Annotated in this window: 12 protein-coding genes; 6 read left to right on the top strand and 6 right to left on the bottom strand. The window is 62.9% G+C overall.

Annotation, left to right across the window (positions count from 1 at the left end; all coding sequences use genetic code 11):
* Window positions 1–13: 13 nt before the first annotated feature.
* Both AB4Z19_RS18485 and AB4Z19_RS18490 read left to right on the top strand, forming a co-directional pair.
* Window positions 14–2,482: a TonB-dependent receptor plug domain-containing protein gene (locus AB4Z19_RS18485; RefSeq protein WP_442026859.1), complete on the top strand. Its 2,469-nt coding sequence runs from the start codon at window positions 14–16 to the stop codon at window positions 2,480–2,482.
* Between the two features lie 71 nt (window positions 2,483–2,553).
* On the top strand, window positions 2,554–3,390 hold the full coding sequence (locus tag AB4Z19_RS18490; RefSeq protein ID WP_442026860.1) for an alpha/beta hydrolase family protein: 837 nt from the start codon (window positions 2,554–2,556) through the stop codon (window positions 3,388–3,390).
* On the opposite strand, the gene AB4Z19_RS18495 is transcribed toward AB4Z19_RS18490, so the two are convergent.
* Window positions 3,371–3,688: a nucleotide pyrophosphohydrolase gene (locus AB4Z19_RS18495; protein ID WP_442026862.1), complete on the bottom strand. Its 318-nt coding sequence runs from the start codon at window positions 3,686–3,688 to the stop codon at window positions 3,371–3,373. The two genes, AB4Z19_RS18490 and AB4Z19_RS18495, sit on opposite strands and share 20 nt — an antisense overlap.
* Window positions 3,685–4,137, bottom strand: a complete 453-nt coding sequence (locus AB4Z19_RS18500) for a GNAT family N-acetyltransferase (protein ID WP_442026864.1) — start codon at window positions 4,135–4,137, stop codon at window positions 3,685–3,687. Before AB4Z19_RS18500 ends, AB4Z19_RS18495 begins: the two co-directional genes overlap by 4 nt.
* 91 nt (window positions 4,138–4,228) lie before the next feature.
* On the opposite strand from AB4Z19_RS18500, the gene pepN reads away from it, so the two are divergent.
* The 3 genes from pepN (at window position 4,229) to AB4Z19_RS18515 (ending at window position 8,671) form a co-directional block, all read left to right on the top strand.
* Window positions 4,229–6,871: an aminopeptidase N gene (gene pepN, locus AB4Z19_RS18505; protein WP_442035759.1), complete on the top strand. Its 2,643-nt coding sequence runs from the start codon at window positions 4,229–4,231 to the stop codon at window positions 6,869–6,871.
* A gap of 109 nt (window positions 6,872–6,980) precedes the next feature.
* On the top strand, window positions 6,981–7,409 hold the full coding sequence (locus tag AB4Z19_RS18510) for a hypothetical protein (protein WP_442026681.1): 429 nt from the start codon (window positions 6,981–6,983) through the stop codon (window positions 7,407–7,409).
* Window positions 7,410–7,759: 350 nt separating this feature from the next.
* On the top strand, window positions 7,760–8,671 hold the full coding sequence (locus AB4Z19_RS18515) for a PEP-CTERM sorting domain-containing protein (RefSeq protein ID WP_442035760.1): 912 nt from the start codon (window positions 7,760–7,762) through the stop codon (window positions 8,669–8,671).
* A 3-nt stretch (window positions 8,672–8,674) separates the two neighbouring features.
* Here AB4Z19_RS18515 and AB4Z19_RS18520 read toward each other — a convergent pair whose 3' ends face one another.
* From AB4Z19_RS18520 to AB4Z19_RS18535, 4 genes are all read right to left on the bottom strand, one after another.
* Window positions 8,675–10,444: a hypothetical protein gene (locus tag AB4Z19_RS18520; RefSeq protein WP_442026684.1), complete on the bottom strand. Its 1,770-nt coding sequence runs from the start codon at window positions 10,442–10,444 to the stop codon at window positions 8,675–8,677.
* A gap of 66 nt (window positions 10,445–10,510) precedes the next feature.
* Window positions 10,511–11,689: a GGDEF domain-containing protein gene (locus AB4Z19_RS18525; RefSeq protein WP_442026685.1), complete on the bottom strand. Its 1,179-nt coding sequence runs from the start codon at window positions 11,687–11,689 to the stop codon at window positions 10,511–10,513.
* 127 nt (window positions 11,690–11,816) lie between these two features.
* Window positions 11,817–12,263 (bottom strand): nuclear transport factor 2 family protein, encoded by a 447-nt coding sequence (locus AB4Z19_RS18530; RefSeq protein WP_442026687.1) that lies wholly within the window; start codon window positions 12,261–12,263, stop codon window positions 11,817–11,819.
* A 205-nt stretch (window positions 12,264–12,468) separates the two neighbouring features.
* The gene (locus AB4Z19_RS18535; RefSeq protein WP_442035761.1) at window positions 12,469–13,320 is read right to left on the bottom strand and encodes a CAP domain-containing protein; all 852 of its coding nucleotides are present in this window, start codon (window positions 13,318–13,320) and stop codon (window positions 12,469–12,471) included.
* A gap of 80 nt (window positions 13,321–13,400) precedes the next feature.
* On the opposite strand from AB4Z19_RS18535, the gene AB4Z19_RS18540 reads away from it, so the two are divergent.
* Window positions 13,401–14,006 (top strand): DUF1579 domain-containing protein, encoded by a 606-nt coding sequence (locus AB4Z19_RS18540; RefSeq protein WP_442023370.1) that lies wholly within the window; start codon window positions 13,401–13,403, stop codon window positions 14,004–14,006.
* Window positions 14,007–14,155 lie beyond the last annotated feature (149 nt).

The following is a 14,155-nucleotide window of genomic DNA, read 5'->3' on the forward strand; positions in this document are numbered from 1 at the left end:
AAAGGAACACGCGATGCATAAGAAGGGCAAACTGAAAACCTGTGCTGCAGCGGTGATGCTGCTATACGCCGGCGTGAGCTTCGCCGATCCTGCCGATGCTCCGGAGGCGCAAGCCGATGCAGTCGGCGGTGCCGCTGCCGCCAGCCCGGCCATGGCCGGCGCCGTGATCGTGACCGGCACGCGCGCCAATGGCCTCAAAGTGGAAAACAGTGCATCGCCTATCCAGGTTCTGGATTCCGGTACCTTGCAGCGTACCGGCCAGCCGGACCTGATTCAGGCACTGGCGCAAAACCTGCCCTCCTTCACCGCCCAGGCTTTCGGCGGAGACACCGCCAACCTGACGCTGTCGGCCCGTCTGCGCGGCCTGAGCCCGAATAACGCGCTGGTGCTGGTCAACGGCAAGCGCCGCCACGGCACCTCCAACCTGGCCGTGCTGGGCGGTCCATACCAGGGCAGCGCTGCGGCGGACCTGAACTTCATTCCAGTGGCGATGATCGACCACATCGAAGTGCTGACCGACGGCGCGGCGGCGCAGTACGGTACGGACGCGATTGCCGGTGTGATCAACATCATCCTGAAGTCGAACAACCAGGGCGTGAGCGGCAGCATCAGCGGCGGCGGCTACTCCGATGGCGGCGGCAAGACGCCCGACGCCACGGCGAACGCCGGCTTCAAGCTGGGCGAGCAGGGCTTTCTCAGCATCACGGCGGAGGGTAAGTACCATGACTTCACCGACCGCGGTGGCGTCGATCCGCGTGTGACCGATCCTGCCAACATCAAATCCATGCCGCTGCTGCAGGTGCCCGGCTATCCGCAGCTGAACCACATATCCGGCGATGCGCAGTATCACCTGTACACCTTTGCCGCCAATGCGGGCTATGACCTCGGTAATGGCATTGAGCTGTATGCTTTCGCCACCGCCGGCCGCAAGAACGCGCGCGCCTTCGAGAACTACCGCATGCCGAACCGCTTGCCGGCCGTCTATCCGCTCGGCTTTAGTCCCAAGGAAACCATGCGCGAGGAAGATTTCGCGTTCACTGCGGGCGCCAAGGGCAAGATCGATGTGTGGAACTGGGACTTCAGTAGCACCTATGGCCGAGACAAGTCACGCATTGGTGTCGAGGACTCCGGCAACGTCTCGCTTTACCAGGATACCGGCTACACCCCGACGGTGTTCAAGGCGGGCCAGTTCATCGCCAGTCAGTGGACCAATAACCTGGACGTGAGCCGCGACTTCGAAGTTGGCATGGCCTCGCCGCTGACGTTCGCTCTGGGCCTGGAACATCGCCGCGACGAGTACGAAATTAAGTCCGGTGACGAGGCATCGCGCTACAAGGAAGGTTCGCAATCCTATCCGGGCTTCTCGTTGACCGATGCAGGAACACACTCACGCAACAACGAGGCGGCCTATGTCAACTTCATCGTCAAGCCACTGGCCGAATGGACGGTCGACCTGGCGGGCCGGTATGAGCACTTCAGCGATTTCGGTAACGCCAAGGTGGGCAAGCTCACCAGCCGCTATGACTTCAATCCGATGTTCGCGTTGCGTGGCACGTATTCCAACGGCTTCCGCGCGCCGACGCTGGCGGAGGAATACTACTCGGCCACCAATGTGTCGCCGCGCAGCGCCTTCGTGCAGCTGGCGCCGAACTCGCCGGGTGCGAGGCTGGTGGGCGTGGACGGCCTGAAGCCGGAAGCATCCACCAACCTGAGTCTGGGCCTGGTGCTGAACCCGGCCAGCAATCTGGCGGTGACGCTCGACGCTTACCAGATCAAGATTCGCGACCGTATTGTCGGTTCAGGCGCGCTGTATGGCTCCGGCGGGTCGGACAACTCGCCGGCCGTGGTGGCGGCGATCAAGGCGAACGGCAATGTGCTCGATCCGACCGTGGTGCAGACGGGTATCAACATCTTCTCGAATGCCGTCAACACGCGTACGCGTGGTGTGGAGTTCGTGACGACCCTGAACAGCAATTATGCCGACTATGGCCGTGTGGACTGGTCTGTGGCCGCCAACTGGAACCAGACCCGTGTGACCAAGATCAACCAGGCGCCGGCCCAGCTGCAGCCGCAGTCGCTGCTGGACAAGCAGGCGATCTCCGATCTCGAAACGGCGGCGCCAAAGACGCGCATCAATCTGGGGGCGCTGTGGAAGCGCGGCCCGTGGACGGTCAATCTGCGTGAATCCCTGTATGGCAAATCGCATGAATTCGGCAGTCCGGATGGCGCGGTCTGGTACAAAACCGAGATCGGCAACACGGCGATCACGGATCTGGAAGTCAGCTACAAGCTGAATAAGGCCTGGACGCTGACGGTGGGCAGCAATAATCTGTTCAACAAGTATCCGGACAAGGTCAACGCCGAGCTGCTGGCGGTGTATCGCGCCAATCTGGACAACACGGCCGTCACGATCTATCCATCCTTCTCGCCATTCGGCATCAACGGCGGCTACTACTACGCGCGCGCCAGCTTCCGCTTCTGAGCGGCGCAGCATGACAGGCGGGTCAGGGCGCGGTATGCTGCGCCCTGACCCGTTTTTTGTCGAGAGAGCTGATGGCTGCTGCACCCATGACCCTGCAGGATTACCTGGCGCTGGACGGACGCGCGCCGGACAAGCATATTGCCTATGGCGCCGCGCCGTCGCAGTTTGTTGAGCTGTATCTGCCGCAAGGTCCGGGACCGCATCCGGTCGTGGTGCTGCTGCATGGCGGCTGCTGGACGGTGGATTTCGGCGGCATCCGCCAGATGCGCAATATGGCCGGCGCACTGACTCGCGCCGGTGTGGCGGTGTGGAATGTGGAGTATCGCCGCTACGATGAGGCGGGCGGCGGCTATCCGGGCATGTATCAGGACGTCGCCACGGCGGTGGACCTGCTGCGCGAGCACGCGGCGGCGGGATCGCTCGATCTGGCGCGCATCGCCGCAGTAGGCCATTCGGCGGGCGGACATCTGGCGCAATGGGCCGTGTCGCGCCATAAGCTGCCGGCCTGGAGCGCCGCGTGGGTGAGCAATCCGCTGCCGATTCCTGCGGTGGTCAGTCTTGGCGGCCTGGCAGACCTGCGCAATGAAGCGGGCCTGATCTGTACCAGCTGCGAGCGCGTTACATCACAGCTGGCGGGTGAACCAACGACGGAACGTCCGGATGTATTTCTGGATACCTCACCCGCCGAGATGCTGCCCTGCGGCGTGCGCAGCGTGCTGATTCACGGCGAGTTCGATGAGATTTCACCGCTGTCCACCGGCGAGCGTTACGCGGCGCGTGCGCGGGCGGCGGGTGATGCGGCGGAAGTGCTGGTGCTGCCGGGTGGTGGGCACTATGACGAGGTATCGGCCGATTCACCGTCGTGGGCGATCGTCGGCCGCGAAATTCTCAAGGCGCTGGGTATTTGAGCGCGTTGAGTTTCATCTTCTCGACGGCGGCCTGATACAGGTCGACGTCGAGTTTATCGGCCAGCTGCACGAGATAGAGCAGCACGTCGGCCAATTCCTGGCCCACGCCTTCGCGCGTGGCCGCATCCAGCTCGGACGGCACACCCGTCTTCAGCCACTGGAAGTGTTCGACCACTTCCGCCGCTTCAACGGACATCGCCATCGCCAGGTTCTTGGGCGTGTGGTACTGCTCCCAATCGCGCGCGGCAGCAAAGGCGCGCGTGGCGTCGCGCAGGGCGGTCAGCGAATCGGCACTCATGCGACGCGCTTCTCCATGAACACGCTGAGCGGATCGTCCGGGTAGCCGCCATAAGGTCCGCGGCGGGCATAGCCGACCCGTTCATACAGGGCCAGCGCCTCGTGCTGGTAAGGTCCCGTTTCAAGCATGAACTGCGTCACGCCGCGCTGCTGCGCTTCGCCTTCGAGGGCGCCAAGCAGCTTGCGCGCCACGCCTTGTCCGCGCGCGGCAGGCGACACGTACATGCGTTTCACTTCGCCGAATTCCGGCGTCACCACGATCGCGCCGCAGCCGACGGCCGCGCCTTCCGGCGAGCGGGCAACGGCGAACAGCACATTGGACTGGGTCAGGGATGCCATGTCGAGCGCGTACACGGATTCGGGCGGATAGAGCGTGAGCTGGTAGGCGTCGAGGTCGGCGATCAGGGCCACGACCTCGGGCTGGTTGGGAGTCTCGAAAACGATTTTCATGAATCGATCTTATCACGCCCGCCCGTGGTATTCTCTTGCGCGCCCAATCCACGAGGCTGGGCACACCCACACTCACTACAAGGGAGACAAAGTGTCAAGATTTGTTCCTCGCGCGGCTGCTTTGGCCGTTGCCTCCGTATTTTTCGCCGGCGCTGCCGCCACCTCCACCGTCTTCGCTGCAGACGCTCCACGCGCCGAGAATCCCTATCTGTCGCAAGCCGATGCTGCTGCGCGCTCCGCGCGCGTATCGAACGTGGCTTATGTGCTGAACTTCACGCTGACCGGCAAGGAAAGCTTTAGCGGCACGACCACGGTGCAATTTGATCTGAAAGACAAGGATCAGCCGCTGACCCTGGACCTGGACAAGGCCACCATCAGGAAGCTGACCGTCAACGGCAAGGAAGTCCAGCCGCAGTACAACAAGTGGTTCATCACCCTGGCGGCCGCCGACCTCACCGCAGGCCGCAATACGGTGAGCGTGGAATATGAGTGTCTGCACAGCACCAATGGCGAAGGCCTGCACCGCATGGTCGACCCGGTCGATGGCCGTGTCTACACTTATTCGCATTTCGAGCCAGCCGCTGCGCATCAGATGTTCGCCGTGTTCGATCAGCCGGACCTGAAGGCGACTTACCAGGTCAACGTGACCGCGCCTGCCGATTGGACTGTCGCATCCACCACGCGCGAAACGAAAGTGGAAGATGCCGGCGCCAGCAAGCACTGGACCTTCCCGGTATCGAAGATTCTGAGCCCGTACAACTTCTCCATGCACGCCGGCCCGTACAAGGTATGGGAAGACAAGAGCGGCAAATATCCGATGCGCCTGTTCGCGCGCCAGTCCGTCGCGCCGCAGATCCAGCCGGAAGAATGGTTCAAGTACACCAAGCAGGGCCTGGCCTGGTTCGACGACTACTTCGGCATTCCTTACCAGTACGAGAAGTATGACCAGCTGCTGGTGCCAGACTTCCTGTATGGCGCCATGGAAAACGCGGGCGCCGTGACGTTTGCGGAACGCGGCTTCATGCACAAGGATAAGATGACCGCCTCCCAGCGCCACGATCTGGCCAGCGTCATCATGCACGAGATGGCGCACCAGTGGTTCGGTGACCTGGTCACCATGCAGTGGTGGAATGGCCTGTGGCTGAACGAGAGCTTCGCCTCCTTCATGGGCACCCTGGCGACTGCCGAAGCGACGGAGTTCAAGAACGGCTGGCAGTATTTCTACACGCAAGGCAAGGCGCGCGCCTATGTGTCGGACGAGCAGGTGACCACGCACCCGATCGAAGTGCCGGTACCGTCCACCGCCAATGCATTCGACAATATCGACGCCATCACCTACTCGAAGGGCGCGTCCACGCTGAAACAGCTGCGCCATCTGCTGGGTGAAGAAACGTTCCGCAAGGGTGTGCACAACTACCTGGTGAAGTACCAGTACAAGAACGCCAAACTGGATGACTTCATCGGCAGTCTGGGTGATGCGGCAGGCCGCGACCTGTCGCAATGGACCAAAGACTGGTTGTATCAGCCGGGCGTGAATACCATCACCGCAAATTACAGCTGCGCGGGCGGCAAGATCAACAGCTTCAATCTGCAGCAGACCGCCAGCGCGCAATACCCGGTGCTGCGCGAGCAGCGCGTGCAGGTTGCGCTGATGGACAAGCAGATGAAGGTCGGCAAAGTGGTGGCCGTGACCTACAAGGGCGCGAACACCGAAGTGCCAGAACTGAAAGGCGCCGCTTGCCCGGATCTGGTCTACCCGAACTATCAGGACTGGGGCTTCGCGAAAGCCAAGCTGGATAAGCATTCCTTCGCCAGCGCGCGCAAGAGCCTGAGCAAGGTGGAAGACCCGCTGCTGCGCGCCATGCTGTGGCAGTCGCTGTGGGATGGCGTGCGTGACGGCGAGCTGCCGCTGAACGAGTTCGTGCAGGCAGTGCTGAACAACGCACCGGCCGAAAAGGACTACGTGGTGCTGGGCGATGTGCTGACCAAGACCACGCAAGCCAAGGCATATCTGGACAAGATGAATCCGGACGCCGCCTACAGCCGCAAGACTGCCGCCGCACTGGAGCAGATGACCTGGAAAGGCGCGCAGTCGAGCGAGGGTGACTTCCAGCGCCGCTGGATCGGCCAGTACGTGGCCTTCGCCACCACGCCGGAAGCGCAGAAGCGTCTGGCGGGCCTGCTGGATGGCTCGGTCAAAGTGAATGGCCTGAACGTGAGCCAGGATCTGCGCTGGACCATCATCGAGCACCTGAATGCCGTGGGCTACAAGGGCGGCGATGCGCTGCTGGCGGCGGAACAGGCGAAGGACAAGTCCGATACCGGTGAAGCTGCAGCACTGGCGGCGACCGTGGCGCGTCCTGATGCGAAGGTGAAGGAAGAGTGGATCGCCAAGATCGGCGACACGCAAAGCAAGCTGCCGTTCTCGCGCCTCCGCACGGCGATGGAATCCATGTACCCGGCTTCGCAGACCAGGCTCGCCGAGCAGACCGCGGCGGAACGCCTGGCCCAGCTGCCCGTGCTGGACAAGGCTGCCGGTCCGGTCTTCATGCGCACTTACGCTACGCGCATGATCCCGGCCAGCTGCACGGCCGACAGCGTGGCACGCCTGGCGGCGGCAGCCGAGCAGGATAAGGAGCTGTCCGCCGGTACGCGCCGCGCACTGCTTGTGACGCATCAGGAAGACGCCCGCTGCGTGACCATCCGCAAGGCGCTCACCGTTCCGCTGAGCTGATCGGTGAAGGCGCTGCCCGCCGGCGGCGCCATTGCATTTTGCTATCGATACGCCGGTGCTCAGGCGCCGGCGTATAGTGGTTTTGCTCCTCCATCACTGGGAGAAGACCATGAAAGCGACCCTCCTCACTGCGTTACTGTGCGTGCTGCCGCTCGCGGCCGGCGCCCAGTCAACGGAATCCCGGGACAGCACCGTCCGCGTGCCGGCACCGTGGAGCATCGACCTGCCAGATCATGCACTCGGCATGGTCCTCACCAATTTCGACAGCTACCAGGGCGCGTACGACCTGTCCGATGGGCGTGTCCTGTACCTCACCTCGCGCGGGCATGCCATGTACGCCCAGATCGGTGACCAGGACAAAGTCCGGGTGGTGGGCGCCACTGCCGACAGTTTTGTGGCCGTGGACCGCAGCCTCAAGCTCAGCCTGAACCAGCGGATGGACGGTGAAGTGCGCGGCGATGTGCTCTACATACCGCAAGCCAGCGCCCTTGCCGGCTTGCCGGTGAAGCCTGTTTTACTCACTTTTGGCGGTAATTAGCGCCTTTCCGACCCAGCCGGGCCCCGTCGTGGTGGCCCGGCCTTCCATTTAATTGCTGACTTGCAACAATTCGAGAGAATTGAAGGGCATTCTATTGCTTACAATGCGCCCGTTTGATCCCAATCCAAGATACCGCTCCTCCCAGCGGTTTTCCCCACCCTCCGGTGCCGCAAGGCCCGGAGGCTTTTTTTTGTCGAAAATTTTGACAGTTGAGGGCAGGTACTTATTTAAAAGTAAACGATAAGCTTTTGATAATTAAAGAAATGATGTAAAAATTTTAACGTTGGCATTGAATTTGCTCTTTGGGGCCGGTGTCCTGATCAAAACCAAACCAAGGAAGAAATTCAACAATGAAAAATTTGTCCAAGCTGCTGGGAATTTTGCTGCTGAGCCTGACGGCTTCGGCCGCCACCGCAGGCCCTGTGATCATTGCCGGTACCGATGCTGATGACCACGGTTTCGCCACCGGCACGACCAATATGACCGGCTGGCTGTTCATGCAAAAGGCATTCGAGAACATCGCAGGCCAGGTCAGCAACGGCAGGAACTCCATCGTCTGCCTGGGCTGCAACGGCTCGCAGGCCGGCGCTGCCTTTGATTCGTCCACCCAGAACTCCGCGCTGACCGGCTCCTGGACGTTTGCCAACCTGACTTCGCTGAGCGATATCAGCGGCTTCTTCGATGGCACGGGCGCGGTCAACATCGGCAATGCCGGCATCATCTACATGCCGACCGTGGAAAGCAATATCATTGGCGGCATCAGCGACGCCCAGCTGGCGCTGGTCAATGCCCAGGGTGCTGCGCTGAACAGCTATCTGGCGGCAGGCGGTGGCCTGTTCACGCAGGAGCAGGCCAACTCTGCCATCGGCTACGGCTGGCTGACTTCCCTGCTGCCCGGTCTGATTGTGCAGGGCGATAACGGTGGTCCGTCAACCGACACCAGCCAGCTGACGCTGACCGCAGCCGGTAACGCTGCCTTCCCGGGCCTGACCAATGCCGACGCCAGCAATGCTACGCCCTGGCACGCCTGGTTCTCCGGCAACTTCGGTGGTTTGCAAACCCTGATCACCGGCCCGATCTTCAATGATGCGGGCGGCACTTTCCCCGGCGCTGTGGTGCTGGGTGGCGGGGCCGGTACGGTGATCAGCTGCGGCTCGCCGGGCCAGCCGGCTTGCGACGTGCCCGAGCCGGATAGCCTGCCGCTGATGGGCTTCGGCCTGCTGGGCATGGTGTACACCATGCGCCGCCGCTTCGGCAAATAAGCCCTATAACCTGGCCAGGTCGGGCCCGTCCTTGCGGCCTAGCCAGGTGGTTTCGAAACGCTTACGGGCAGCGGCCAGCGCGGCAGTGTCGCCGCGCTGACGATAGACCTCGATCAGGCCACGCAACGCCCAGCCATTGCTGGGCGTTTTTGCAAATGAGGCACGGAAGGCCTGCTCCGCAGCATCCAGCCTGCCGGCACGCAGCAGGGCCGCCCCCAGCGATTGACGCACCGGGTAATACCAGTAGGGCGGCTCAGTGTAGGGCAGAGAATCCTGCGCGGCGACGGCTTCCTCATAGGCTTTGATGGCGCCGTCCATATCGCCCCTGGCTTCGGCGACGCGGCCCATCGCAATGGCGCGCGCGGTGTGCACGATGTCCGGCGCCGGCACGCCCCAATCCAGGATGGGTTTGAAGTCGGCGTTCTTTTCCAGTGCGGCCAAGGCATCCGCCTCTTTCTGCGCATCGGCTACGGCGCCCTTGCGCGCGTAGGCGGTGGCGCGGGCATAGTGCCACATGGCTTTCACCAGCACGAAGTCAGGACCCGGATCGGGCAGGGCCAGCAGCGTGTCGGGACTGCTGAACTGCACGTGCGAGAAGTAAGGCGCCGCTTTCACCGGCTGCATCACGGCGAAGGCTTTGACCAGGTCCGCAGGCAGCGCCTTGTCGAGTTTATCGGCGGCTTCCAGCGCCGCCTTGCCGTCCCCGCCCATCAGGGCCGACACCATGGCGAAGTGGATGTTGTGCGGGTAGTAGGCGCCTTTGTAGACGGGGTCGCTGTCCGCCTTGCTGAAGTATTTTTCGTCGATGGCGATCGCATCCAGATTCGATTGCAGCGCCTCGCGGTACAGGCCCACGCGGTAGTAAATGTGCGAAGGCATGTGCACGATATGGCCGGCGCCGGGAATCTGCTTGGCCAGCATGCGGGCGTAGGGCAGCGCCTTGTCCGGATGGGTGGACGCTTCCATTGCGTGGATGTAGTAGTGGATGGCTCCGGGGTGGTTGGGATTACGCTCAAGCACGCGCTCCAGGGCGTCCACCATTTCCGGCGTGCGGCCTTTGGGCTGGGCGCCTGCGGCCTGCCAGTAATCCCATGGCGCCAGATCCATCAGGCTTTCGGCAAACAGCACCTGGATATTGTCGTCATTGGGGAAGGCGCGCGCCGCGTCCGCCATCGCGGCAGCGTACGCCTGGTCCAGCGGACTGCGGTCGGCGGGCGGTTCGGCCTGATAGCGTTTGGCGACAGCGTGAATCAGCGCCTGCTCGGACGCACTGGTTTTGGCAGCCAGCGATTCGGCTTTGGCGGCGGCAGCGGCGGCGGGTGCGACGGCGTCCGGGAACATGGGCGCGTTAATGTTCGGTCCCAGCACCAGCGCCTCGCCCCAGTAGCACATGGCGCATTGCGGATCGAGCTGCTGGGCAGTGCGGAAAGCGCGCGCCGCTTCGGCATGGTTGAAGGCGAAGGTCAGGCGCATGCCCTGATCGAAATAGGCTTGCGCGGCCGCGTTGGCGGTCGTGATCTTCATGTGCAGATTGCCGAGGCTGGGATACAGCGGCGGCTTGGCGGGCGCCGCCGCCGCGCGTGGCTGCTGGGTGGGCTTGAACGGCGCCGTTTCAGCCTGGGCCAGCAGCAGCTTGTCCAGCAAGAGCGGCCGCCCCGCCTGGGTTGGCGCGCACAGGCCTGGGGAGGAGAACAGAGGATCGAAAGGCGCGCGTTCCGCGTCGGCCGCGCCAAGCGCCATCAGGGCCGCGGCCAGCAAGGTTTTCCGGTACATGATGCCTCCTTGCGCAAGGTGATGTCATGTCGATAACATCTCAACTTAGCACAGGGCAGAGCTAAGTCAAGCCGCTTCCGCTACCGAGGTGTCGCCGTGGACGCTGACGCGGTTGCGGCCGTCTTTCTTGGATTGGTAGAGGGCGCTGTCGGCGCGGCGCAGGGCTTCTTCCCAGCTGGCGTCGGTGGGGACCCAGGACGCGATGCCGAGGCTGATGGTCATGGCGACGGTATCGGCCTCGGCCTGCAGCGGGGTGGCTTCGATCAGCGCGCGCATGCGCTCGGCCACCTGGCGCACTTCGCTGGGACCATTGCTGGTGAGGAGCACCGCGAATTCTTCGCCGCCGAGGCGGAACATGGCGTCGTAGCCGCGCAGGGCGTGAGCCGCCAGCGCGGTGACGTGGCGCAGGGCCGTGTCGCCCACGGCATGGCCATGGCGGTCGTTGACCGATTTGAAGTGGTCGATATCGAAGACGATGAAGGCGGCCCGGTGATGCACCCGGCGGAAGCGCGCGAATTCGCGCTCGGCCACGTCGTGCAGGGCACGGCGGTTCAGCCAGCCCGTCAGGCTGTCGGTCAGCGAGGCTTTGCGCAACGCCAGTTCCTGATGGCGGATGACGATGACGGCGCAGCACATGCCCGCGACGGACAGGAAGATCAGCACGCACAGCGAGCCGGAAGTCTGCAGGATCTGGCTGCCGAGGAAGGTCAGCGGCGTATCGCGGCTCAGCACCATGTACAGCGTGCGCAGCGAGAGCTGGATCATGAAGCCGATCTCAATCACCATCAGCGGCACATAGGCGGAGCGCTCCGGACCGCTCGGCAAGCGCCACAGCAGGGCCACCACGTGGCAGTTGATGAAAACAATCACCGGCGTGAACAGCAGCAGCCGATTGATCACCGACGCTTGCGTGAAGGGCAGGAAGTGCAGCAGCACGGACGTCAGCGCGATCAGGGCCAGCACGTCATAGCGCGGCGCCCGTCCCAGATGCCGGCGCAACCCGGCCGCAATGGCGAAATGGCCGGCGATGTAGAAGGAGTTGGCGACCGCAGGAATCAGGAAGTGGCTCAGCTGCCAGGTAGCGGCAATCCCACCCAGGACGTTCGAACCGAGGAAAAACAGTCCGGCATACGACCAATCGCGCAGGCAGAGATCGCGCGGGTTGCCGCGGTACAGGAAAAACATGGCCATGGCCATGATGGCCGCAGCCAGCCCAGATGCAACGACCAGAGTGAAAGCATCCATCCCTTGCTTGCCTGCTGTTGTTATGGCTCGCCAGTATAGAGAGTTTCACGCGTGCAAAAATGCACAAATTGTCACAATCAAGGGAAAACGGAAAGAAACACCGCCCGCGAGGGGCGGCGGCAGACCGTTAATGGTGAAGGGGCGTGGACAAGCCCGGCTGGCCAGCGCCCAGTTCGGTACGCTGGGCGCGCTCGGCGGGGCCGGTGTCCCAATAGCTGGTGAATCGTGCCACTTTGCCATCACGTATATTGAAAACGTGAACGAAAGGATTGTCGTACTGGCGCCCGGTGTTGCGGGCCAGCCAGGTGGAGTCGCCAATGACGACCACAGTGTCGCCTTCCGCGATGATTTGTTTCGGTTCCATGTGCAGGGCTTGCACGGCGGCGTTCAGGTTGGTGAAAAACTGGGCGATGCCCTGTTTTCCGTGATAGTTGCCGGAGTAGGCTAAATATTCCGACTCGGGGCCGGTCCACTCGGCATCATCGTGATACATGTCCAGCAGGCTACGGATGTCACCGGCCTGGAAAAGCTTGTAGCCTTTCATCACCAGTTCTTTGCTCTCTTGAATATCCATGACGTCCCTCCTTTTGGCCGGCCAGCGCAGCGGCGCCGCGGATAGCCGGTCAAATCAGCCTAGTACGGCCATGGATGAAGTCAAGACACTCGCTGTCATCATGACAGGCTATGCTGCCTCCGTACCCGGCGTTGGCTCCTTGCTGCAAACCGATGACCGCTGCGGTCCCGCACAGCGGCAGCCAATCGCCGGGCTGCACAGCGCCTCAGCGCGTGCCGAAATCCTGCGTCCAGTAAGCGGCGGGACGCCTGCCGCCGCGGATGGCGTAGGCGGCGCCCATTTCCGTAAAGCCCGGATTCATCAGGTTGGCGCAGTGGCCGGGACTGGAGAGCCAGCCGGCGACGGCGTCTTCCGCGCTGACTTGTCCCAGCGAGATGTTCTCGCCGATCCTGTGCCAGCTGTAGCCGGCGTCGTGCGCGCGGTCGCCGGGCAGACTGCCGTTCTTGCCGGTGTGGCTGAAGTAGCGCCGCTCGGCCATATCTTCGCTGTGGTGCAGGGCCGCTTCCGCCAGGCGATCGCTCCACACCAGCGGCGGCGCCGGACCGAGGCTTACGCCGCCGCAGTCCTGTGGCTGCGCGCGCAGCGCATTGGTGGCGGCAAGGATCTGCTGGCCGGCGTCGGGCCAGGGCGGCAGTGTCAGCTGGGGATTCGGTGTCGGCTGGGCCAGCACCACCGTCCATGCGTTGCCGTGGCGCGAAGTGCCGATGGCCGCATACTGCGTGCTGAGCATGATGCTGCAATGCTTTTCCTGCAGCGCCTCAAACGCGGCGCGCGCATCGGTAGGGCCGGACACCTGGATCGCATCCGCCACCTCGGCCTCATAGCCCTGTTCGCCCAGCGCCGCGAGCAGGATCGAGTAGGGCCGCAGTTCGACTTGCGACAAGGCGGGCGTTGGCGCCAGCGGCGGCACCGGCGCGGGCGTGCGTCCCTGGCAGGCGGTGGGCGCGGCGCGATAGCCGTTGACCAGTGCGGCCAGCAGGTCCGCATCGTCGGCCGCGCGGGCCGGCAGCGCGGCCAGTGTGGCACAGGATACAGCGCATTTCAGGAGGAAGCTCATAAAGCCACTATGCCATTGACACTGCGCGGCGTCCACGCGGACAATGACCCTTCCACAACCCTGCTTGATAGGAGAACCTCATGAAGCTCCGTAACGTCGCGCAGTACCTGGTTGTCGTCACAAGCCTCACCCTCGCTGCTGCCGCTCCTGCTGCCGACAAAAAGAAGGAAGCAGCGCCCATGGATGAAAAAGCCGCCATGGAAGCGATGGAGAAAGCCTCCCAGCCCGGCGAAGGCCACAAGAAACTGGAACCGCTGGCAGGCAACTTCAGCGTAAAAACCAAATCGTGGATGGACCCTTCCAAACCGCCCGAGGAAAGCACGGCCACCTCCGAGCGCAAATGGATCATGGGGAACCGCTACCTGCAAGAGGACTACAAGGGAACGTTCATGGGCCAGCCCTTCACCGGCCAGGGCACGCAGGGCTTTGACAATGTGACGAAGAAGTATTTCGGCAGCTGGATCGATTCGATGAGCACCAGCATGTCGCTGTCCTGGGGCACTTTGTCTGGCAAGTCCATCAAGTACAAGGGCAATATGTCCGACCCCACTACCGGCAAGGTGGTGCCGTTCACCATGAACCTGACCATCGCGGACAACGACCACCACACGCTGGAAATGTGGGGCCCGGGTCCGGACGGCAAGAACGTGAAGTGGATGGAGCTGGCTTACACGCGCAGCAAGTAGCAGGCATGCCACAAGGGCGGGATGAGCTTGACGATCTGGACTCAGCTGCTAGATTGAAGAGTTCATCCACCTGTCTTGAAAGGATCTGCCATGCGTACCCGCCTGCCTGTTCCATTCTTGTTTGGTTTGATCGCTCTGACCCTGACTGG

It is taken from the genome of Pseudoduganella sp. RAF19 (assembly GCF_052114165.1).
In the GTDB taxonomy this organism is placed as follows: domain Bacteria; phylum Pseudomonadota; class Gammaproteobacteria; order Burkholderiales; family Burkholderiaceae_D; genus Rugamonas.